Source organism: uncultured Roseobacter sp. (genome assembly GCF_947495275.1).
GTDB lineage: Bacteria > Pseudomonadota > Alphaproteobacteria > Rhodobacterales > Rhodobacteraceae > Roseobacter.
This window is the reverse complement of sequence record NZ_CANLYL010000001.1, coordinates 399,260-419,670: the sequence shown is the minus strand read 5'-3', so window position 1 is coordinate 419,670 and position 20,411 is coordinate 399,260. Positions and strand designations below refer to the sequence as shown.

Below are 20,411 nucleotides of genomic sequence, written 5' to 3'. Positions count from 1 at the left end.
AGGACGGACAACATGGTATCCGCTGATTTGACACTTGTTCTGCCGGAAATCCTGCTGGCGCTCTATGCCATGGGCATGCTGATCGTGGCGGTCTACACCACCAAGGACGGGCTGGCGCCGACGCTGATCTGGATGACGGCTGCCGTGATGGCCGCATTGGGTCTGTGGATCGCAACCACCGGCGAGGGGACGGCCACAGCCTTCAACGGCATGCTGGTGCTCGACGGGTTTGCGCGGTTTGCCAAGGTGACGATCCTGCTGTCGGCTGCTGCCGTGCTGATCATGTCAGAGGCCTATATGAAATCGCGCGATCTGTTGCGGTTCGAATACCCCCTGCTGGTGGCGCTGAGTGCGGTTGGCATGATGGTGATGGTCTCCGCCGGGGATCTGATGGCGCTTTATATGGGGTTGGAACTGCAATCGCTGGCGCTTTATGTGGTGGCCTCGCTGCGGCGGGATTCTGTGAAATCGACCGAAGCGGGTCTGAAATACTTCGTGCTGGGCGCGCTTTCGTCTGGTTTGCTACTCTACGGCGCATCGCTTGTGTACGGCTACGCGGGCACAACGCTCTTTTCGGGCATCATTGAAACCGCTCAGCATGGCGAGGTTTCCGTCGGGCTGCTCTTTGGTCTGGTCTTCCTGATCTCGGGCATGGCTTTCAAAGTCTCCGCCGTGCCGTTCCACATGTGGACGCCGGATGTCTACGAAGGCTCCCCCACACCGGTTACGGCGTTTTTTGCGACAGCCCCCAAAGTGGCGGCCATGGGGCTTTTCGCCCGCGTTTTGCATGACGCCTTCGGCAATGCGGTCAGCGACTGGAGCCAGATCATCGCACTGCTGTCGGTGCTGTCGATGTTCCTCGGTGCCGTGGCGGCGATTGGCCAGACCAATATCAAACGCCTGATGGCCTTTTCGTCGATTGCCCATATGGGGTACGCGCTGATGGGTCTGGCGGCAGGCACCGTGCTGGGCGTGCAGGCGATGCTGATCTACATGGCGATCTATGTGACCATGAACATCGGCACCTTTGCCTTCATCCTGATGATGGAGAAAGACGGCCAGCCGGTGACGGATATCGCCTCGCTCAACATGTATGCCAAGCGTGAACCGGGCAAGGCGCTGGCCATGCTGGTGTTGCTTTTCAGCCTTGCCGGTGTGCCGCCGATGCTGGGCTTTTTCGGCAAGTTCTACGTGCTTCGCGCCGCCTATGAGGCCGGTCTGGCCTGGCTGGCCATCGCGGGGGTCGTGGCCTCGGTGATCGGTGCCTACTATTATCTGCGCATCGTCTTTTTCATGTATTTCGGCGATGAGAGCAAAGAGGGGCTCGACAGTGGCGGGTCGAACACCGTGCTCTGGGGGTTTCTGATGGCCTCTGCCGCGATCATGGTTCTGGGCATTGCCAATATGTTCGGGGTCGAGACCGCCGCTGCCGCCGCAGCCGAGACCCTGCTCAACTGAGCAGGGGCGTGACCGGTCCTGCCAAACGCATCTTCGGACCAGCGCCTCAGCGGGTCACCGCATCATGAGCACCTGGCCTGAGGGATATGGGCGCATTGTGCTGCCCAGCGTCGAGTCTACCCTAGACGAAGCCGTGCGGCGCGCACGCGACACGCCCGGTGCTTTCTGGGTGCTTGCCCATGTGCAAACGGCGGCACGGGGACGGCGCGGGCGGCCATGGAGTATGCCCGCTGGAAATTTTGCCGCAACCCTGTTGCTACGCCCGCAGGAACCCGCCGGCGTTGCGGCGCTGCGGTCCTTCTTGATGTCACTGGCGCTCCACAGGGCGCTTGTGGATGTGACGGCGAACCCGGATGATTTGGCGCTGAAATGGCCCAATGATGTGCTGCTGCGGGGCGGCAAACTGGCCGGTATCCTGCTGGAAAGCACCGGTCAGGGCGGGCAGATGGGGCCTCTGGCCATCGGGGTGGGCGTGAACCTGCGCCATGCGCCCGGTGCCGATGAGGTCGAGCAGGGCGCGTTGCGCCCGGTGTCCTTACGCGGTGAGACCGGCCATGACATCACACCGGAGTCCTTTCTTGACATCCTCGCCACGCATTACGCAGCGCTGGAGACACAGTTTGTCACCTACGGGTTTGCGCCGATCCGAACCGCCTGGCTGGCCCATGCGGCACGGCTTGGCCAACCTATCCTGGCACGGACCGGGCGCGAAGAGATTTCCGGCACCTTTGAGGACATCGACGGCGATGGTAACCTGATGCTGCGCACTGCGCGCAATCTGCGCGCCATCGCGGCGGCGGATGTGTTTTTTCAAAGCCCATAGGGGAGGCAGGCCATGCTGTTGGCAATTGATTGCGGGAACACAAACACGGTCTTTGCGATCTGGGACGGGCAGCAGTTTCTGGCCTCCTGGCGGACCTCGACCGAGTGGCAGCGCACGGCGGATCAGTATTACGTCTGGCTGAGCACATTGATGCGCCTGCAGGGCATCGAGGCGCAGATCACCGATATGATCATCTCCTCCACCGTGCCGCGCGTGGTCTTCAACCTGCGGGTTTTGGCGGACAGGTATTTCAGCACGCGCCCGCTTGTGGTGGGCAAACCCGACTGTCTGTTGCCCGTCGATGTGCGCGTCGATCAGGGCACGCAAGTGGGCCCCGACCGGCTGGTCAACACGGTGGCAGGGCATGACCTATACGGCGGCGATCTGATCATGGTGGATTTCGGCACCGCCACCACATTCGACGTGGTCGATAGCGATGGGGCGTACATCGGCGGGGTGATCGCCCCCGGCGTGAACCTCAGCCTTGAGGCGTTGCATCAGGCTGCAGCGGCCCTGCCGCATGTCGATATTTCCAAACCGCAAGCGGTGATCGGCACAAACACGGTCACTTGCATGCAGTCGGGCGTTTTTTGGGGTTATGTCGGGCTGGTGCGTGAGATATGTGCCCGGATCAAGGCAGAGCGTGATCGAGAGATGCGCGTAATATCAACGGGGGGGCTGGCCCCATTATTCCAGCAGTCCGAAGCGCTTTTTGACGCTTTCGAGGACGATCTGACAACGCACGGTCTGACCGTGATCCACAAGTTTAACAAGGACAACGCTTAACCACATGAGCAATGAAAGACTGATCTACCTGCCTCTCGGAGGGGCGGGCGAAATAGGCATGAACGCCTATGTTTACGGCTATGGACGCCCCGGCAAGGAACGCCTGATCGTGGTTGATCTGGGCATCGCCTTCCCCGATATGGACACCAGCCCCGGCGTCGATGTGATCATGCCGGACATCGCCTGGCTGGTGGAACGGCGTGACCGGATCGAGGCGGTGTTCATCACCCACGCACATGAAGATCACGTGGGCGCCATCGCCCACACATATGATCAGCTCAAGGCACCGATCTATGCGCGCGCCTTCACGTCGAATATCGCGCGCCGCAAGATGGCGGAACACGGCCACCCCGAGGATGCGGTGACAACCGTGTCCGCCTGGCCGGAGAAGGTTGCCGCAGGGCCGTTCTCAGTCGGCTTCCTGCCGATTTCGCATTCGATCCCGGAAAGCTCCTCGCTGATCATCGACACACCTGAGGGCCGGGTGATCCACTCAGGGGATTTCAAACTGGACGAAACGCCGCTGGTGGGCGAACCCTTCGATCCGGACCTCTGGGCAGAGGTCAGCAAGGGCGGTGTCAAGGCGCTGATCTGTGACAGTACCAATGTCTTTTCACCAAAACCGGGCCGTTCCGAGGCGAGCCTGGGTCCGGAAATCACCAAGCTGGTGCAAAAGGCCAAGGGGATGGTTGTGGCCACGACCTTTGCTTCCAACGTCGCACGGGTCAAAACGCTGGCGGAGGCCGGAGAGCGCGCAGGCCGTTCCATCGTGCTGATGGGGCGCGCGATGAAGCGGATGATCGAAGCGGCGGTGGAAACCGGCGTTCTGACTGATTTTCCGCCTACCGTCGCCCCCGAAGATGCCAAATCCATCCCGCGCGAAAACCTGATGCTGCTGGTCACCGGTTCGCAGGGCGAACGGCGCGCAGCCTCGGCGCAATTGTCACGCGGCAAATATCAGGGGATGGAGATGAAAGAGGGCGATCTTTTTCTTTTTTCCTCCAAAACGATCCCCGGCAATGAAAAGGGTGTCATCCGCATCATGAACGCCTTTTCTGAGCAGGGTGTCGATGTGGTTGATGACAGCGATGGGCTTTATCACGTGTCGGGCCACGCCAATGGTCCTGATCTGGAACGGCTGACCTCAATTGTGAAACCGCAGGTGCTGATCCCGATGCACGGCGAGCACCGGCATCTGCGCGAACATGTGAAAATCGCCAACCGCAATGGGATGGCAGGTGTTCTGGCGGTGAACGGTATGATGGTGGATTTGTCCGGTAACCAGCCGACGATTGCGGAATATATCGACACCGGGCGCACCTATCTCGACGGCTCGGTGCAGATCGGGCAAATGGATGGCGTGGTGCGGGACCGTATCCGGATGGCGTTGAACGGCCATGTGGTCGTCACGGTCATTCTGGATGACGAGGACGAACCTCTGGGGGAACCCTGGTGCGAAATCAAAGGGTTGCCGGAGATCGGATCCAGCAAGGCATCGCTTGTCGATGTGCTAGAAGCCGATCTGGGTCAGTGGCTGGCGCGGGCCGGCGCAAAAACCCTGCGGGATGACGATAAGCTTCACGAGGGTTTGAAACGCACCGTGCGCAATTCCGCTCTGGAAGAAATCGGGCGCAAGCCGGAAGTGACAATCGTGGTGAGCAGGCTCAGTTGAGCCTGCTTATCCGGCGCTGCGTTCCTTGAAGCTCAGCCCAATGAATTCCGGCGTGTGATCGCCTAGGCCGACAACCTTGTTGCCACCGCGGTCATTGCTCTGCTTGCCGCGTCCCGATGTGCGGCTGCGGGCGCTGCGTTTGGGCTCTTCGACGGCCTGAGCGTCCGCTGTTTCACTCGCGCTTTGCGCTGCCGGAGCCTCGTCAGGTGATTTCTGGGCGGCGTCGTCTTTCTTGCGGCTGCGCGTTCGGCTGCGCTTGGGCTTGTCCTCTTTCTCCGCATCCGCTGGTTTGTCGGCAGCTTTTTCCGCTGCGAGCGGGTTGTCGAGCTTGGGAATTTCGCGCTGCACAAGCCGTTCGATATCCGCAAGGTTTCTCTCATCGCGCGGTACGCAGATCATGATCGCCTTGCCGTCGCGCCCGGCACGTCCGGTACGGCCAATGCGGTGCACGTAATCTTCGGCATGGCTCGGCACATCGAAGTTGAACACATGGCTGACCGACGGCACATCGAGCCCACGCGCGGCCACGTCCGACGCCACCAGAAACCGCAGCGTCCCGTCGCGAAAACCGTCAAGCGTGCGGGTGCGCTGGCTCTGGTCCAGATCGCCGTGAATGGGGGCGGCGTCATAGCCGTATTTTTTCAGCGATTTCGCGACGATATCCACATCGACCTTGCGATTGCAGAAGACAATCGCATTGGTGCATGTGTCGCCTTCGGCATCAATCATGCGGCGCAGCACTTTGCGCTTTTCCGACGGTTCGCGGTCCTTGCGTGAGCCTTTGAACATGACAACGCCCTGCGTGATGTTTTCGCCGGTCGTCGCCTGACGCGCCACCTCGATCCGTTCAGGCGCTGAAAGAAACGTATTGGTGATCCGCTCGATTTCAGGTGCCATGGTGGCGGAGAAAAACAGCGTTTGCCGGGTGAAGGGCGTGAGGCCGAAAATGCGTTCGATATCCGGGATAAAGCCCATGTCGAGCATGCGGTCCGCTTCATCCACCACCATGACCTTGACGTCCGACAGGATCAGTTTGCCGCGCTCGAAATGGTCCAGCAACCGGCCCGGCGTCGCGATCAGAACGTCCACACCCTTGTCGATCAGCGTGTCCTGTTCCTTGAACGACACGCCCCCGATCAGCAGCGCCTTGGTTAGCTTGAGGTGCTTGGAATAGGTGTCGAAATTCTCTGCTACCTGTGCGGCCAACTCGCGGGTGGGGCACAGCACAAGGCTGCGCGGCATGCGTGCCCGGGCGCGTCCGCGCGCAAGGGCCGTGATCATCGGCAGCACGAAGCTCGCGGTTTTCCCGGTGCCGGTTTGGGCGATGCCCAACACGTCCTTGCCCTCCAGAGCAGGCGGGATCGCACCCGCCTGAATGGGCGTGGGTGTTTCATAGCCTGCTTCTTGAACAGCTTTCAGAACCTTGGGGTTCAGATTCAAATCAGTAAATTTGGTCATATATGTCCGGTTTTGGCGGACACTATTTTGGCCCGCAGCAGCGTTCATGTCGGCCCGAATGGCCCAAGTGGCGACCTTTGTCGCGACATGCTCCGCGTCCATATCAACAAGTGTTACCAGCGTCAAATAATTGCGCTATCCGCCCGTGAAATCAGGGAAATGCTGGTTAACATGGGCATCGAGGTCAAGCCTGTGTTCCGCCAGCAGGTCATGGGCTTGAAGGCGGGCACGATGATCGGGTGTATCGGCGCAGACTTCGTCAAAGAAATGACGCAACCCCGAATCGCCCCGGGATTGCACAAGCTGAGCGAGAAAGTCGTGCAACGTCACGCCGCCTGATTCTGCTGGTGCGAGGTCGGCTCGGTAGGCGCCTTTGATATGGCGGTAGTCATAGGCGGCGCGCCAGGTGTCCCAAGTGGCCGCATGAACATGGGCCAAGGTTACATCGGTTAACGCGGCCTCTGCGGGGTTCATTGTGTCCGACTGAAAGATGTTATGAATCCGCACCTCGATATCGTTTCGTCCGGTGCGCACGAGAAGTTTGCCGGCAACATGGCTCAGAAACCCGCCTCTCACATACTGCCCGTAGGTCGGGTAGAGCGCCTTGACCGTGCTCAGCCGATCAGGACCATTCGGAACAAACCGTTTGAAGGCCATGGTTTCCCCGGTCGGCTGTAATTGAGCCAAGGCTTCCATCGGGCGGATGCGCGCGGTCAGGCAGGTTACGGGCAGTTGCGACAGATGTTGCCAAAGCGGTTTTTCTGCGATCAGAAATTCATCGACATCCATGTGGATCAACCAATCCAGATCACTCGCGCGCTGATAGCAATGCGTCGCGTTGCGCGACTGTCTGACCTGATGTTTGACGGGTGGTTTGCCGCCACGCCTGCGCCAATAGGTATCATCGCAAAGGGTGACGCGGCATTTGGGGTGCGCCTTGAGGTGGGCAAAAGCATCCGGATTTGGCGCATCGAGAAAGATGTGAACCCGGTGCGCCCCAGCGCTCAGATGAAAGGCGGCAAAGCGAAGGATGTCCTTGGCCGAGGCTTTGACCGTGGCGCAAAGCCCCCATTTGACCTCGCGGGTCACGTATCGTCCTTGGGTTTGAATTTCTGCACCCGACCGAGAATGCTGCGATGATCGGTCATGGCCATCCAGAGCATGCGCATGCCCAACGGGCGGATGGTTGCATCGCGTTCGCACAATTGCCAGAGCCGCGACAGCAGAACACGGTCCAGATCGCCGCCCTTGAGCGAATAGGGCTGCATTTGAAATGCCAGCGCCGGGCGCCTGATGCCGGGTTTACGGCGGAAAGGCGTGCTGTTTGCAAGACCTGTGACGCGGCGTTCGCTGTCATGCAGCTTGATCATGTCAAACAGCGTCGACAATCCCATGCCGAGCGCGCGCTGGTCGCCGTTCTGGCCCACATCCGCAAAACTCGTCGCCGCTGAAATCAACCAGCGCGTGGGCAATTCGCGCGCCATGGCATTGCCGTGCTCGGCCCAGATACGAAAAAACAGGTTCAGCGCGTGTTGGGGAGGATCGCGTCGCCGCGTCACCGCGATCAGCATGGCATGGAGGTGATGCAGCGCGCTTTCGCCTTCAAACTGCGCCTGAAGCTCAACCCATTTACGCCCGGCCGAAAATCGCGCCGCGTCGCGAAAATCCACCTCCGGTGCCACAACCTTGCGGGTGTGCACCGCCTCAAGGTCGACATCTTCGGGAGGTAAAATCTCGTCAAGCTCTTCAAAAGGTCGCTGGCGTCGCTCCAGCTCGCGCATCAGCTTGAAGTAGCCGCCCCGATGAATTTCGTCCTTGTTGTTCATGGCGAGGCCGTCAGACCATCATTTCCTTTGTTGCCGTCAGTTTGACGTCCGGATAGTCGCGCGCGACCCGGTCGATATCCCACTGTAGGCGCGTCAGGTAAACGATGTCACCATCGTGATCATGGGCGATATGCTGCTTGTTGCTGTCCGAGAAACGCTCGACGGCCTGCTTGTCACCGCTGACCCAACGGGCGGAAGTGAATTGTGAGGTGTCGAACCGCACCGGCAACCCGTATTCCAGCTCGATCCGGCTGGCTAGCACCTCAAACTGCAACTGCCCCACAACGCCGACGACGAAACCGGAGCCAATCGACGGTTTGAAAACTTTCGCGGCACCTTCCTCGGCAAATTGCATCAGCGCCTTTTCAAGATGTTTGGCCTTGAGCGGATCACCCGCCCGCACGCCTTGCAAAAGCTCAGGCGCAAAGGAAGGGATGCCGGTCACGCGGATGGCTTCGCCTTCGGTCAATGTGTCGCCGATGCGCAATTGCCCATGGTTGGGAATGCCGATGATGTCGCCCGCCCATGCTTCCTCGGCCAACTCCCGATCTGAGGCAAGGAACATGACCGGGTTGCTGATGGTCATGGGTTTCTTGGTGCGCACATGTGTGAGTTTCATGCCGCGCTGAAAGTGTCCCGAGGCCAGACGTACAAAGGCCACGCGGTCGCGGTGCTTGGGGTCCATATTGGCCTGAACCTTGAAGACGAAACCTGCCACCTTCTTCTCTTCGGGCAGCACCTGGCGCGGCTCCGCGGACTGGATCTGGGGTTCTGGCCCGTAGCTGGCAATGCCCTCCATCAACTCCTTGACGCCAAAGGAGTTAATCGCGGACCCGAACCAGATGGGTGTCAGCGAGCCTTCATGCATCGCGGCCAGATCAAGGGGCGGCAACAGTTCACGCGCCATTTCGACATCTTCGCGCAGTTTGTCCAGCAGTGCGGCGGGCACGTGGTCGGCGAGTTTCGGGTCTTCGAGCCCGTCAATCTCGATGGTCTCGGCCACGCGATTGCGATCCGCGCGGTCCATCAGCTCAAGACGGTCGCGCAGGATGTCATAACACCCCAGGAAATCGCGCCCGACGCCGATGGGCCAGCTGGCCGGTGTCACGTCAATGGCCAGATTTTCCTGAATTTCATCAATGATTTCAAAGACGTCCCGGCTTTCACGGTCCATCTTGTTACAGAAGGTCAGGATCGGCAGATCGCGCATGCGGCACACTTCAAAGAGCTTCTGCGTCTGGCTTTCCACGCCTTTGGCGCCGTCGATGACCATAACGGCGGCATCCACGGCGGTTAGCGTCCGGTAGGTGTCCTCGGAGAAATCGGAGTGACCGGGCGTGTCCACCAGATTGAACCGGAACTCTTTGAAATCAAAGGACATGGCAGAGGCGGAAACCGAAATGCCGCGATCCTTTTCCATGGCCATGAAATCCGAACGGGTCCGGCGTGCTTCACCTTTAGCGCGTACCTGTCCGGCCATCTGGATGGCCCCGCCAAACAGCAGGAATTTCTCCGTCAGCGTGGTCTTGCCCGCATCGGGGTGGCTGATGATGGCAAAGGTGCGACGCCGTGCAATTTCAGGCGGCAACTCGGGGCGATTGTGAGATGAATCCAGCATGGGTGCGCGTATAGCGAGGCGGGCAGGGCGCGGCAAGCGATGAGCAAGCTGCCAGGCCTTGCAAATGCGATGACCCCTGGTCCTGATCTAGCTCAGCGTGGCATTGCGCAGATGGTCCATGATATCTGCATCCACCGCCACATGACCGCAAGCTGCTGTGCCGTGGGTCAGTATGGGGGCGTTAGACGTTCGCCGCATATTGAAATCGTTTAATATTTCGGACGGCATCAGCGGTGCTGTGCGCCCGTCAATTGGCAGGGTTTCGATTGCAATGCCATGCGCGTAGATGACCTCGCGGGTGTCGAAGACTAGTTGATAGTAGTCTACAAACCCCCCTGACAACGCCCTTATGGAGTGGCCATCTACAAGATCGGCCGCTTTGACGTGCAATTCGGAATGTCCCACCCCTGTTTGGTGAGGGTGCCGGGAGATCAAAAATCTTTGGTTGGCACTGACAATCAGATCGTACGAATTTTGCAGCGCTCCGGCGAGAATGCGGACCGGGGCAAAGGCGCCAAGAGCGCGTTGCGTGCTGTACCCAATCCAACGCAGGCGCTGGATGCCATTGTCACGGGTCAGAACCGGATCGCCGATTTTCAGGTCCTCGATACATTTCTGACGGCCTTTACCGGTGGTGATCACCGTCCCGCGCGTGAGCGAACCGCAGGAAGCCTGCGCCAGTCTCAATGCAGCCTTATGTGTGTCGACACCGATCAACTGGTAGTTCATCTGCGCCTTCAGCGCGCCCAACGGCAGGGCGAAAACCTCATCTGTTGCACCGTCCCTGTCCATCTGTACCAAAATGACGACTTCGGTCAGGGGCGCATCATCGGACATCAGCGTCACAACACAGTCAAGGCGGACCTCTGCACCGATCACACCGACCTCGCTGGCGGGGGCGATGTGATACTGCCCGCGGTCGTTGCAGAGCAGCATTAGCCGGTGCAAAAGCGGCGGATCCACCAGAGAATAAACATCGTCCAGTACCAGATCATCTGCGTCGCCTAACCCGTCGCCATCATTGACGCCGGAAATTACGGTCATTTCAGATGCCAGAAAGGCTGCGAAGGACTGATCCGGGGTATCTGTGTGTTTCAGGAGCATGTTCCTTTGCTGTTTGGCATCGTTTGACTTTCAAGGTGTTAACGCAGGTTTGTCGCAACGCGATAAGATGGCGCAGTCTTTTGCTGGTCTCTTCTGTTGCCACAGTGTTAGGCATAGTCTGAAACGAAGGGGAGCATGTTATGGATTTGGGCATCAAGGGGAAACGCGCGGTAATTTGCGCATCTTCGAAAGGGTTGGGATTTGGTTGTGCACAGGCCTTGGCCGCGGCGGGTTGCGATTTGGTCATGAATGCGCGCGGTCAGGAGACCCTGGAAGCAGCGGCTGAAAAAATCCGTTCGGAACACGGCGTATCGGTCGAGGCGGTCGCTGCCGATATCACCACGGATGTAGGGCGCGCGGATGTTCTTTCGGTGGTCGGCAGTGCTGATATTTTGGTCAATAACGCGGGCGGGCCGCCACCGGGCATGTGGCATGACTGGGATCGCGATGACTTTATCGCGGCGCTGGATGCCAATATGCTGTCGCCCATTGCCATGATCAAAGCGCTTGTCCCCGGCATGATGGAACGCGGCTGGGGCAGGGTGGTCAATATTACCTCGCAATCGGTCAAAGCGCCCATACCGCAGTTGGGATTGAGCAATGCCGCGCGCACCGGGTTGACGGGCTATGTGGCAGGCACCAGCCGTCAGGTGGCAGGCTCCGGCGTGACGATCAACAACCTGTTGCCCGGCATTCACGCAACCGACCGCGCGCAGGCCTTGGATGGCCCGGTGGCCGAGCGAGAAGGGATCACGTTGGAGGAAGCGCGGGCGCGTCGTTCCGCGACGATTCCCGTCGGTCGATACGGGACGCTGGAAGAATTCGGTTCTGTTTGTGCGTTTTTATGCTCGCAACATGCAGGGTTCATGGTGGGGCAGAACATTCTTCTGGATGGTGGTGCCACCAACGCCACGATCTGACCCATGGCCGATAAGTTTTCGCTGAAGGATTATCTGTTCAACCCGCAGACGGTGGACCAGCTTGCGCAGGAATATGCCGCGGGCGTACCACATTTTGATCCGCAGAAATTTGCCCGCGCGGCGCTTGGCGGCTTCGACACGCGCGAACTGATGGCCCGTCTGGAATGGCTGGCCGACTGCATTGAGGCGCAGTTGGCAGAGGGTTTTGACGCCATGGCAGATCAACTCGAAGCGGCCATGCCTGCGCCGCTGAACCCCGATCTGCAGGACGATGATTTCGGTCATTTCATCCATGCGGTGCCGGGTATTCTGGCCGTGCGCCATGGGCTGGAGGCGCACCGCCCCCGGGCAATGGACCTGCTTTATCGGGCCACGCAGCGGTTCTCGATGGAATTCTACATCCGCGCTTTTCTGAACCGTTGGCCGCAGGAAACCCTCGCCATGTTGCAAAAATGGGCGCAGGACGACAATTACCACGTACGCCGCCTTGTCAGCGAAGGGACGCGCCCCAAGCTGCCTTGGGCCAAATCCGTGGATCTGACTCCGGATCAAACCTTGCCGCTTCTGGATATCCTGCATGCAGACCCCACGCGCTATGTCACACGGTCGGTGGCTAACCATCTGAATGATCTGTCCAAAATCCGTCCCGATCTGGTGCTGGAGCGTCTGGCATCTTGGAAAGCGGCAGGAAAGCAGACCGCCAAGGAGCTTGACTGGATGACCCGTCATGCGCTGCGCAGCCTGATAAAAGAAGGTCACCCCGGCGCTATGATGGCTCTGGGCTATGACCCGGATGTACCGGTCACGGTCGATCTGGACATCCTGACTCCAACGCTCGCCGTGGGTGAGACCCTGAAATTTAACTGCCAGGTCGCGGCGGCGACGGATTTGCCGGTGCTTGTGGATTACCGCATCACCTTTGCACGCCCGGAGGGCAAGCAGGGTAGCAAGGTCTTCAAGCTCAAACAGGGCAAGGCCACGCCGTCAAAACCCTTTGGGGTCAGCAAAGCGCATAAGCTCAAAGGGGACGCGACAACCTTTCGTCTCTATCCGGGCAGGCACATGGTGACCGTTCAGGTCAATGGCGTTGACCGCGCGCAGGCCTCCTTTGAGCTGACCGACTGATCGTTATTCAAACGTCTGTTCACGTTTTTGACAGCTTGTCGTCGCCCGTCTGGCATCACGTCTGACGGTCGGGTACCGGTTGGGGTCAAACAGAAAAGGCCCATCCGCAATGCAAACCACTCTTCTTGTTGTCATTTCCGGTGTGATCATCGTCGCCAGCCTGCTGGCAGCGCCCCGACGTGTCAGCGTTGACGGCTTTTTCAGCGGCAAATCCGACAGCGGTGTCGCACCGGGCCTCTGGGTTCTGGTGCTCAGTCAGGTGACCACGTGGATTTTTGCGCGGTCGCTGATGAATGCGGCCATTCTGGGATATTACTACGGGATCGCCGGAACCCTTGCCTATGCGGCCTACTACGGGTCGTTTCTGACCGGCGGTTTCATTGTAGGCCATCTGCGCGCCAAGGGTGCGGGATCGCTTCAGGACTGGCTGGGTACGCATTTCGGCACCATCGGGCAGGCGGCCTATAATTTGGTGATCGGCTTGCGCCTGCTCTCCGAGGTTTTTGCCAACCTGCTGGTGGTCGGGCTGATTTTCGACGCGCTGGCAGGCGGCAGCGGCACAATTGCCATTCTGATCGTCTCCGTTCTGGGGCTGGCCTATTCCGCCTGGGGTGGGCTCAGCGCCGCGCTGCGGACGGATGTGGTGCAGATGCTGCTTTTTCTGGTGGCGCTGACGCTGGCTTTTGGCGCATTGGTTCTGACCCCGGGGTTTTCGTTGACAGCCGTTTTGACCGCGCCGGGCGCATCAGGCCCTTACAACGGATGGATCCTGCTGGCGGTTGCGGCCCTTCAGGTCTTTTCCTACCCCGCCCATGATCCGGTGATGATGGACCGCGGGTTTCTTGCCGACAAAGACACCACGCGCCGGTCCTTCCTGCATGCCTTCTGGATTTCGACGCTATGCATTCTCGCCTTCGGGTTTTTCGGCATTCAGGCCAGCCTCGTTGGCGCACCCTACGAAGGGCAGTTGATCGGCACATGGGGGGGTATGTTCCCGCCCTGGGTCTTTGCTCTGCTTGTCATCTCGCTGCTGGTCTCGGCCATGAGCACATTGGATTCCGCGCTGGCCTCCTCTGCGCGACTGGCTGTAGAAGAGCTGGGTCTTGCCACCCGCAGCCTCATGGGCGGGCGCATCGTCATGGTCGTCGTCATGGCGCTGGGGGCGGCGCTGACACTCTGGGGCAACGCCACGCTTTTTGACGCGGTGGCGGTCAGCGGAACGGCCTCGATGTTCCTCACCCCGGTTCTGCTGATCGGGTTAGTGGGTGCGCGGCGCATCCCGCTGTGGTCTTACCTCACGGCCTTCGGAGCGGCGGTGACGGGTGCCTTTGCCTACTTTGCCCGCAGTTGGGACAGCGTGGCCGCCTTTTTGCCCGAAGGTCACAAATACGAACAGCTGCTGGTGATCTGCTGCGTCGTTTTATGCATCGGCTTCGTGGCAGTGCTTGCGGGCGCGCGGAAGGGCTGATAGCTCATCACCTGATTATTTCAGTCGGATTTGATGAGCGCCGCGTGACACCTGCACCTCCAAGGTTGGAAATCAAGAACCTGATGCGGTCGTTTGACGGGCGCGCCGTGGTCAATGATGTCAGCTTTTCGATCCAGCCCGGGCAGGTCACCTGCCTGCTAGGTCCGTCTGGATGCGGCAAATCCACCACCCTGCGCATGATTGCGGGTGTCGAAATGCAGGATAGCGGTGAAATCTACGTCGACGGATCGCTGGTCTGTGACACGATTTTCCGCCTGCCGCCCGAGCGCCGTGAAATTGGCCTGATGTTTCAGGATTTCGCGCTTTTCCCCCACCTCAGTGTGGCCGAAAACGTGGCCTTTGGCCTCAAATCCGGCAGCAAGGCAGACAAGCGCAAACGGGTGGAGGAACTGCTGGAACGTGTCGATCTGATGCGGTTCATCGACGGGTTTCCGCATCAGTTGTCGGGCGGCGAGCAACAGCGTGTGGCGCTGGCCCGTGCGCTGGCCCCGAAACCCAAGATCATGCTGATGGATGAGCCGTTTTCCGGCCTTGATAACCGGCTGCGCGACGGCATCCGGGACGAGACGTTGAACATCCTCAAGGAGCAGGACACCGCCGTTCTGCTTGTCACCCACGAGCCCGAAGAAGCCATGCGCATGGCAGATGAGATCGCCTTGATGCGTGACGGCCGCATTGTGCAGCACGGCGCGCCCTACAATGTCTACACGCGGCCCGTTGATCGTGCTGCTGTGTCGTTCTTTTCAGATGCCAATGTTTTGCGCGCTCAGGTAACAGGGGCGCTGGCGCAAACACCTTTCGGGCAGTTTCTGGCACCGGGGTATCCCGATGGGTCGCCTGTGGATATCGTCTTTCGCCCGCAGCATGTGCGTATTGATTTTGATCGCAACGGGACCGGGCCGAAACCGACAGCCACCGATGGGACAGCCGCGCGTGGTGTGGTGCAGCGGGCGCGTTTCATGGGCAATGAAAGCCTTGTGGAATTTGCGATGGATTATGATGGTTCGGTTCTGCGTGCCACTGTGCCGAACGTATTCCTGCCAAAATCCGGCACCGTGATGTGGCTGACGATCCGGCGTGACAAGTGTTTTGTTTTTGATGCCTGAGGGCAGATAGGAGACCGCAATGGAAAAACTACTGGTGGAATTCGGGATGGGCACATCGCTCAGGCGTGGTGATTACACCGAAGCGGCGGTGCGTGGCGTCAAAGATGCGCTCTGGCACAATTCGATCAACCTCGCGGAGCTTTTCGGCTTTGAGAAAACCGACATGCAGATCATCGTCGACATCGGGGTTCAGCACCCCGAGAAGGTGGATGTCGACAAGGTTCTGACGGTTTTCCCTTACGGTCAGGCAGATGTGCGCCTGCACCACGGCGGGCTGGACGCACCGCGACCCGATGGTGACGGCAACCCCACGATCATGGCCAATGTGGCGCTGACGGTCGGTTTCGACATGGAGCGCAAGGATGGCTGAGCAACGTGTGATCATCGAAATGGGCATGGGCAACGATCTGCATGGGCAGAATTATACCAAGGCGGCAAAACGGGCGATTGAGGATGCTTTTCGGCACTCATCGCTACCGCTTTTCGGGGCAATCGGGCTGGATCATTCCGAAATGCGCGTGCAGGTGACGGTCGGCGTGCAGGACCCGGATGCGGTTGATGCGGACCATCTGGTTGCAACCTTGCCGCGCGGGCGCGCCGAGGTGCGGATTGTAAAGGGTGGGCTGAACGTCACAACGGTTTCCGGCGATCCGATTGTGATTGCTCAAGCCAGTGTTGAGGCCTTTCTACCACCCCAAACGGGCTGGCGACTGAAACCCTGAGGTCGGCGCTTTTTCGCCGGAAACGGTGGCGCCAATCCGCCATACGGAACCCGATCCACCTTGCTGCGTTTTTATGCTGCACTTATACCGCAAAATGCTGGAGTTGATCCGGCTTGCCTTCAAAAGGGAATGAGCAATGAAGAAAACTGGTATCTTAGTAACATTTGTCGCAATGGGGCTTCTTCAGGCCTGCGCAACCACACCTCAGCAGCAAAGACAAGTTGGCTGTGTGGGCGCTGGCGTCGCTGGTGCATTGGCCGGTGCTGCTGTGGGCAACCAGCTTGGCGGAGGGTCCGGCAGGGACATCCTGACAGCCGGTGGTGCCGTTGCAGGCGGCGTTGCAGCAAACAATGCGGCTGGGTGCTAACCCACGCATAAAATTGCGATTTTTACGATTATGATGTGAAATGGTGCTGTTTCGGCCCGAAACGAAATGGCACCCTTCAAACCTAAACTTCTTCACATAAATCCATATTTTGCCGCGCCGCGAGGCGCTGTGTTGCTAGGGCACGTAATCGGCAATGGTCTTGCCGGGCTCATCAACGAAAAGCTCAGGCAGCGCCTCTGCCGTCTGGATCAGGTCGACCCGAAAAACGCGGAACGCTCCGCGCATTTCACACCACGACGTCAAGGTCCAGATCCGGCCCCAGTATTCCATGTGCAGCGGGCGGATCGTCCGTGTCGTAATCTGGTTGTCCTTGGACGTATAGACTATCCGCAGCTTTTGTTTCGCCCGGATGGCGGCCCGCAAAACCGGCATATGCGTAAACCCGCGCGCGGCATCCGCAAAGGGATAGACAGCAAATTTCCACGCGTCAGCCTCGGAAACGGTTTGCGTCGGCAGCACCGCATCAACCTTGTCAGCGAGGCTCAGCGCTGCCGCCTTGAGGTCCGGGTCAGCGGCTTCGCCAACAATGGCCATGCCGAGGTTCAGCGCTTCCAGCTCCTCGACGGTGAGCGTGAGCGGGGGCAGGGTGATGGCTTGCGTAATCATGTAGCCAACTCCGCGCTCGCCTTCCACAGGGATGCCCGATGCGGTGAGCGTGTCCATGTCGCGGTATATTGTGCGGGTTGAAACCTCCAGTTTTTCGGCAATGTCCTGCGCGCGGTGTAGTTTCCCGTCGCGCAGGATCTGGATAATGTCGAAAAGGCGGTCTGTGCGGCGCATGGTGCCGTTGTGCCAGCCTGCTCCTGTTTAGTCCATTGTCAGCACGATAGACGCGTGGCGCATGCTGGCGCTGCCTTCCGCGATGGCTTGCATCATCGGCATCGCTTGCGGGTGCGCCATCAACTCTTCGGCCGTCTGTTTTGCGGCACTCATGGACGTCCAGACAATGTGATCGGTCCAGAGGCCATCCTCATCGACGCTGAGCGTCCGCGAAATTACCGCGCCCGATGCCCGCAGAAACGGTTCGATATCGCCGGCAGCCTTTAAAAAGACGTCGCGTTCGACGCTCTCGGCCAGCCGAAAGGTGACAACTTCTGCAACTGTCTCGGGGCTGGCAGCGCCTCGCGCCGCATCTGCCGCGCCGAAAGCGATACCGGTTGTCGAATAGGGAAATAAGCGCATGATCTGTCCTTTCATTGTCCTGCGTCGAGGATAGACATGACAGCAGACAACTGACATAAACCTGTCAGTTGAGTTTTGTCATTCTCAATTTTCCGAGATTCAGCCGTGCTGTGGGTTCTGAAAACCGCTTTGGTTCTTTTCGGCCAATTGGGAATTCCCTAGAACTGAAGGCGACTGAGGCTGCCCCGCTGGCGGTGGCTTACGAAATGGGAGATTTGAAATGTTGAACAATATTGGCCTGCCGGGCCTTTTGCTGATCGCGGTCGTTGTGCTGGTGCTTTTCGGGCGTGGCAAGATTTCCAGCCTGATGGGTGAAGTGGGCAAAGGCATCACGTCATTCAAGAAGGGCATCAACGAGGGCCAGGATGAGATCGCCAATGCGTCCGAGGAAGCCAAGGACGTGACCCCTGAGGCTGAGAAAGACAAGGTCTAAGCCATGTTCGATATTGGCTGGACGGAGATGCTGGTCATCGGCATCGTCGCGCTGATTGTTGTGGGTCCCAAGGATTTGCCGGTGCTGTTCCGAAAGGTCGGGCAGGCCGTGGGCAAGGCCAAGGGCATGGCGCGCGAGTTCAGCCGGGCCATGAATGACGCCGCTGATGAGACAGGCATGCGAGACGTGGCCAAAGGGTTGAAGACGGCGACGAACCCGATCAACTCCGCCATGGATGGCGTGAAAAACGCGGCATCAGACCTTGGCAAGTTCGATCCCGATAGCGAAACCGGCAAGCTGGCCGCTGAGCGGGCGGAGCAAACCAAGAAAATACAGGCTGCCACGGCGCGCGCTGCGGCAGACCGTAAGATGAAAGAGGCGCAGGAAGCGCAGGCCAAAGCTGCCGAATTAGAAGCCGCGCGGGACGCGGAGCCGCCCGCAAAGAGTGAAACATGAGCGCATCTGATGACATTGACGACAGCGCCGCGCCGTTGATCGAACATCTGGCGGAGCTGCGCACAAGGCTGATCCGCTCCGTAATTGCCTTTCTGATCGGAATTGTGCTCGCCTTTACCGTGGCAGAGCCGATATTGCAGTTTCTGTTGGAGCCGATCGAGGAAACCCTGCGCGAGTTGGGTGATCCTTCGCCCACCATGCAATATACCTCGCCACAGGAATACCTGTTCACGCTGTTTCGGATCTCGATGGTCTTCGGGTTTGCCCTGGCCTTTCCGGTCATCGGGTTGCAGCTATGGCGTTTCGTGGCCCCGGGGCTCTACCGTACGGAAAAGAACGCCTTTTTGCCGTTCCTGATCGCCTCACCGGTCATGTTCCTGCTAGGCGCGTCCTTTGCGCATTTTGTCGTGACACCGCTGGCGATGGCATTTTTCCTCGGATTTGCAGATGTACCTTCCATCATTGCCGATCTGATGGGGTCCATTACAGGTGCTGATCAGGTTGCTGCGACCGCCGGTGCGACGCAGGAGGGTATCCGTATTACCTTCTTCGGCAAGGTAAACGAATCCCTTGATATTACTTTGAAATTCATCATGGCCTTCGGGCTTTGCTTTCAGCTGCCAGTGCTGTTGACGCTGATGGGCAAGGCGGGCCTGGTCAATGCCGAAGGGCTTGGCAACGTCCGTAAATACGCCGTGGTGGCCATCCTTGTGCTCGCGGCACTGGTCACACCGCCCGATGTGATCACGCAGGGTATTCTCTTTACCGTGGTCTACGGGCTCTATGAGGTGTCCATCTTCCTTGTGAAGCGCGTGGAAACCAAACGCGAAACCAAATTGCGCGAAGAAGGTCTGTGGTTTGAGGACGACGAAGATGAAACCGATGACAGTGCTGAGGATCATCTGAAGTGATTGACGACCCGATGGACCGCATCGCGGCGGCACTGGAGCGGATGGCGCCGGCGCCACAGGCCGCGCCGGACTTCTCGACCGCTTCCGCATTTGTCTGGCACGTAGAGCCGGATCGGCTGGAACCTGTACCTGTGGTCGCGCGCATTGATCTGTCGCTACTTGTGGGTCTGGATCGCTCTCGCGATACGCTATTGGCAAATACCGACCAATTTGCCCGGGGATTGCCCGCCAACAACGCGCTTCTCTGGGGTGCGCGCGGCATGGGAAAATCAAGTCTTGTCAAATCGATACACGGCGAAGTTCACGAAAAATATGATGACTTGCGGATCGTGGAGCTGCAGCGGGAGGATTTGCCGTCTGTCGGGCGGCTTCTGAACCTGTTGCGCGGTGCGCCTTACCGGTTCATCCTGTTTTGTGACGATCTCTCCTTTGGTCACGATGATGCGCATTACAAAAGCCTCAAAGCCGTGCTGGACGGTGGTATCGAAGGCCGTCCAGAAAACGTTGTGCTCTATGCCACATCGAACCGGCGTCATCTGATGCCCCGCGACATGATCGAAAACGAACGCGGCAGCGCGATCAACCCGTCAGAGGCGGTTGAGGAAAAGGTTTCCTTGTCAGATCGCTTCGGGTTGTGGCTTGGTTTCCACCCCTGCGATCAGGACCAATACCTGGAGATGATCCGCCGGTACTGTGACGCCTATGGCGTGAAGATCAGCGATGACGATCTGCGCGCCGAAGCCATAGAATGGCAGGCCACACGCGGCGCGCGTTCAGGGCGCGTTGCCTGGCAGTACTTCACCGATTTGGCGGGGCGCAAGGGCGTGACGCTGGGCGGTTGACGGGCTGTATCAGGTGGATGACCTGTGCCCCCGATGGTCTGGGCGCTTTGCGCCAGCTGCTTTTGTTCAATGAAATCCTGAGGCGCGTGCAG

General features: G+C 59.2%; 22 protein-coding genes. 15 read left to right on the top strand and 7 right to left on the bottom strand.

All coding sequences use genetic code 11. From position 1 onward, the window contains the following. Window positions 1-12: 12 nt before the first annotated feature. The 4 genes from nuoN (at window position 13) to Q0802_RS01990 (ending at window position 4,739) form a co-directional block, all read left to right on the top strand. Window positions 13-1,458 (top strand): NADH-quinone oxidoreductase subunit NuoN, encoded by a 1,446-nt coding sequence (gene nuoN, locus Q0802_RS02005; RefSeq protein ID WP_298912767.1) that lies wholly within the window; start codon window positions 13-15, stop codon window positions 1,456-1,458. Between the two features lie 64 nt (window positions 1,459-1,522). Beyond that, window positions 1,523-2,281, top strand: a complete 759-nt coding sequence (locus Q0802_RS02000) for a biotin--[acetyl-CoA-carboxylase] ligase (RefSeq protein ID WP_298912764.1) — start codon at window positions 1,523-1,525, stop codon at window positions 2,279-2,281. A 12-nt stretch (window positions 2,282-2,293) separates the two neighbouring features. Beyond that, complete coding sequence (locus tag Q0802_RS01995) at window positions 2,294-3,067, top strand: type III pantothenate kinase (RefSeq protein WP_298912762.1); 774 nt, start codon at window positions 2,294-2,296, stop codon at window positions 3,065-3,067. Between the two features lie 4 nt (window positions 3,068-3,071). Then, the gene (locus Q0802_RS01990) at window positions 3,072-4,739 is read left to right on the top strand and encodes a ribonuclease J (RefSeq protein ID WP_298912760.1); all 1,668 of its coding nucleotides are present in this window, start codon (window positions 3,072-3,074) and stop codon (window positions 4,737-4,739) included. A 6-nt stretch (window positions 4,740-4,745) separates the two neighbouring features. Here Q0802_RS01990 and Q0802_RS01985 read toward each other — a convergent pair whose 3' ends face one another. The 5 genes from Q0802_RS01985 to Q0802_RS01965 form a co-directional block, all read right to left on the bottom strand. After that, window positions 4,746-6,197, bottom strand: coding sequence for a DEAD/DEAH box helicase (locus Q0802_RS01985; RefSeq protein WP_298912758.1), 1,452 nt, complete (start codon window positions 6,195-6,197; stop codon window positions 4,746-4,748). Window positions 6,198-6,332: 135 nt separating this feature from the next. After that, window positions 6,333-7,286, bottom strand: coding sequence for a glycosyltransferase family 2 protein (locus tag Q0802_RS01980; RefSeq protein ID WP_298912756.1), 954 nt, complete (start codon window positions 7,284-7,286; stop codon window positions 6,333-6,335). After that, a complete protein-coding gene (locus Q0802_RS01975) occupies window positions 7,283-8,023 on the bottom strand; it encodes a hypothetical protein (RefSeq protein ID WP_298912754.1) in 741 nt (246 codons plus the stop codon). The genes Q0802_RS01980 and Q0802_RS01975 overlap by 4 nt, the downstream gene beginning before the upstream one ends. Before the next feature lie 10 nt (window positions 8,024-8,033). Further along, window positions 8,034-9,641: a peptide chain release factor 3 gene (locus Q0802_RS01970; RefSeq protein ID WP_298912751.1), complete on the bottom strand. Its 1,608-nt coding sequence runs from the start codon at window positions 9,639-9,641 to the stop codon at window positions 8,034-8,036. Window positions 9,642-9,728: 87 nt separating this feature from the next. Next, window positions 9,729-10,745, bottom strand: coding sequence for a Hint domain-containing protein (locus Q0802_RS01965; RefSeq protein ID WP_298912748.1), 1,017 nt, complete (start codon window positions 10,743-10,745; stop codon window positions 9,729-9,731). Window positions 10,746-10,885: 140 nt separating this feature from the next. Between Q0802_RS01965 and Q0802_RS01960 the strand changes: the two genes are divergently transcribed. The 7 genes from Q0802_RS01960 (at window position 10,886) to Q0802_RS01930 (ending at window position 16,474) form a co-directional block, all read left to right on the top strand. Beyond that, complete coding sequence (locus Q0802_RS01960; RefSeq protein WP_298912745.1) at window positions 10,886-11,665, top strand: SDR family oxidoreductase; 780 nt, start codon at window positions 10,886-10,888, stop codon at window positions 11,663-11,665. 3 nt (window positions 11,666-11,668) lie between these two features. Next, the gene (locus Q0802_RS01955) at window positions 11,669-12,790 is read left to right on the top strand and encodes a DNA alkylation repair protein (protein ID WP_298912742.1); all 1,122 of its coding nucleotides are present in this window, start codon (window positions 11,669-11,671) and stop codon (window positions 12,788-12,790) included. Between the two features lie 109 nt (window positions 12,791-12,899). Then, window positions 12,900-14,258 (top strand): sodium:proline symporter, encoded by a 1,359-nt coding sequence (locus Q0802_RS01950; protein WP_298912739.1) that lies wholly within the window; start codon window positions 12,900-12,902, stop codon window positions 14,256-14,258. A gap of 83 nt (window positions 14,259-14,341) precedes the next feature. Then, on the top strand, window positions 14,342-15,385 hold the full coding sequence (locus tag Q0802_RS01945; protein ID WP_298913552.1) for an ABC transporter ATP-binding protein: 1,044 nt from the start codon (window positions 14,342-14,344) through the stop codon (window positions 15,383-15,385). 19 nt (window positions 15,386-15,404) lie between these two features. Continuing rightward, window positions 15,405-15,755, top strand: a complete 351-nt coding sequence (locus Q0802_RS01940; protein ID WP_298912736.1) for a Lin0512 family protein — start codon at window positions 15,405-15,407, stop codon at window positions 15,753-15,755. After that, the gene (locus Q0802_RS01935) at window positions 15,748-16,107 is read left to right on the top strand and encodes a Lin0512 family protein (RefSeq protein WP_298912734.1); all 360 of its coding nucleotides are present in this window, start codon (window positions 15,748-15,750) and stop codon (window positions 16,105-16,107) included. The genes Q0802_RS01940 and Q0802_RS01935 overlap by 8 nt, the downstream gene beginning before the upstream one ends. A gap of 136 nt (window positions 16,108-16,243) precedes the next feature. Continuing rightward, window positions 16,244-16,474: a hypothetical protein gene (locus Q0802_RS01930; protein ID WP_298912732.1), complete on the top strand. Its 231-nt coding sequence runs from the start codon at window positions 16,244-16,246 to the stop codon at window positions 16,472-16,474. A gap of 135 nt (window positions 16,475-16,609) precedes the next feature. On the opposite strand, the gene Q0802_RS01925 is transcribed toward Q0802_RS01930, so the two are convergent. Next, on the bottom strand, window positions 16,610-17,275 hold the full coding sequence (locus Q0802_RS01925; protein ID WP_298912731.1) for a YafY family protein: 666 nt from the start codon (window positions 17,273-17,275) through the stop codon (window positions 16,610-16,612). Window positions 17,276-17,302: 27 nt separating this feature from the next. Continuing rightward, window positions 17,303-17,677 (bottom strand): hypothetical protein, encoded by a 375-nt coding sequence (locus Q0802_RS01920; protein ID WP_298912729.1) that lies wholly within the window; start codon window positions 17,675-17,677, stop codon window positions 17,303-17,305. Window positions 17,678-17,897: 220 nt separating this feature from the next. Between Q0802_RS01920 and tatA the strand changes: the two genes are divergently transcribed. Genes tatA through Q0802_RS01900 form a run of 4 tightly spaced genes read left to right on the top strand, consistent with a single transcriptional unit; the run spans window position 17,898 to window position 20,319 of the window. Then, the gene (gene tatA / locus Q0802_RS01915; RefSeq protein WP_298912727.1) at window positions 17,898-18,110 is read left to right on the top strand and encodes a twin-arginine translocase TatA/TatE family subunit; all 213 of its coding nucleotides are present in this window, start codon (window positions 17,898-17,900) and stop codon (window positions 18,108-18,110) included. A gap of 3 nt (window positions 18,111-18,113) precedes the next feature. Next, on the top strand, window positions 18,114-18,566 hold the full coding sequence (tatB, locus tag Q0802_RS01910) for a Sec-independent protein translocase protein TatB (RefSeq protein ID WP_298912725.1): 453 nt from the start codon (window positions 18,114-18,116) through the stop codon (window positions 18,564-18,566). Continuing rightward, window positions 18,563-19,477 (top strand): twin-arginine translocase subunit TatC, encoded by a 915-nt coding sequence (locus tag Q0802_RS01905; protein ID WP_298912723.1) that lies wholly within the window; start codon window positions 18,563-18,565, stop codon window positions 19,475-19,477. Before tatB ends, Q0802_RS01905 begins: the two co-directional genes overlap by 4 nt. Continuing rightward, window positions 19,474-20,319, top strand: a complete 846-nt coding sequence (locus tag Q0802_RS01900; RefSeq protein ID WP_298912721.1) for an ATP-binding protein — start codon at window positions 19,474-19,476, stop codon at window positions 20,317-20,319. The genes Q0802_RS01905 and Q0802_RS01900 overlap by 4 nt, the downstream gene beginning before the upstream one ends. Window positions 20,320-20,411: the final 92 nt, after the last annotated feature.

Bases quoted from the DNA above. Each gene is read 5' to 3' on its own strand.
- nuoN (WP_298912767.1), top strand. From the start codon at position 13: ATGGTATCCGCTGATTTGACACTTGTTCTGCCGGAAATCCTGCTGGCG.
- Q0802_RS02000 (WP_298912764.1), top strand. From the start codon at position 1,523: ATGAGCACCTGGCCTGAGGGATATGGGCGCATTGTGCTGCCCAGCGTC.
- Q0802_RS01995 (WP_298912762.1), top strand. From the start codon at position 2,294: ATGCTGTTGGCAATTGATTGCGGGAACACAAACACGGTCTTTGCGATC.
- Q0802_RS01990 (WP_298912760.1), top strand. From the start codon at position 3,072: ATGAGCAATGAAAGACTGATCTACCTGCCTCTCGGAGGGGCGGGCGAA.
- Q0802_RS01985 (WP_298912758.1), bottom strand. From the start codon at position 6,197: ATGACCAAATTTACTGATTTGAATCTGAACCCCAAGGTTCTGAAAGCT.
- Q0802_RS01975 (WP_298912754.1), bottom strand. From the start codon at position 8,023: ATGAACAACAAGGACGAAATTCATCGGGGCGGCTACTTCAAGCTGATG.
- Q0802_RS01970 (WP_298912751.1), bottom strand. From the start codon at position 9,641: ATGCTGGATTCATCTCACAATCGCCCCGAGTTGCCGCCTGAAATTGCA.
- Q0802_RS01965 (WP_298912748.1), bottom strand. From the start codon at position 10,745: ATGCTCCTGAAACACACAGATACCCCGGATCAGTCCTTCGCAGCCTTT.
- Q0802_RS01960 (WP_298912745.1), top strand. From the start codon at position 10,886: ATGGATTTGGGCATCAAGGGGAAACGCGCGGTAATTTGCGCATCTTCG.
- Q0802_RS01955 (WP_298912742.1), top strand. From the start codon at position 11,669: ATGGCCGATAAGTTTTCGCTGAAGGATTATCTGTTCAACCCGCAGACG.
- Q0802_RS01950 (WP_298912739.1), top strand. From the start codon at position 12,900: ATGCAAACCACTCTTCTTGTTGTCATTTCCGGTGTGATCATCGTCGCC.
- Q0802_RS01945 (WP_298913552.1), top strand. From the start codon at position 14,342: ATGCGGTCGTTTGACGGGCGCGCCGTGGTCAATGATGTCAGCTTTTCG.
- Q0802_RS01940 (WP_298912736.1), top strand. From the start codon at position 15,405: ATGGAAAAACTACTGGTGGAATTCGGGATGGGCACATCGCTCAGGCGT.
- Q0802_RS01935 (WP_298912734.1), top strand. From the start codon at position 15,748: ATGGCTGAGCAACGTGTGATCATCGAAATGGGCATGGGCAACGATCTG.
- Q0802_RS01930 (WP_298912732.1), top strand. From the start codon at position 16,244: ATGAAGAAAACTGGTATCTTAGTAACATTTGTCGCAATGGGGCTTCTT.
- Q0802_RS01925 (WP_298912731.1), bottom strand. From the start codon at position 17,275: ATGCGCCGCACAGACCGCCTTTTCGACATTATCCAGATCCTGCGCGAC.
- Q0802_RS01920 (WP_298912729.1), bottom strand. From the start codon at position 17,677: ATGCGCTTATTTCCCTATTCGACAACCGGTATCGCTTTCGGCGCGGCA.
- tatA (WP_298912727.1), top strand. From the start codon at position 17,898: ATGTTGAACAATATTGGCCTGCCGGGCCTTTTGCTGATCGCGGTCGTT.
- tatB (WP_298912725.1), top strand. From the start codon at position 18,114: ATGTTCGATATTGGCTGGACGGAGATGCTGGTCATCGGCATCGTCGCG.
- Q0802_RS01905 (WP_298912723.1), top strand. From the start codon at position 18,563: ATGAGCGCATCTGATGACATTGACGACAGCGCCGCGCCGTTGATCGAA.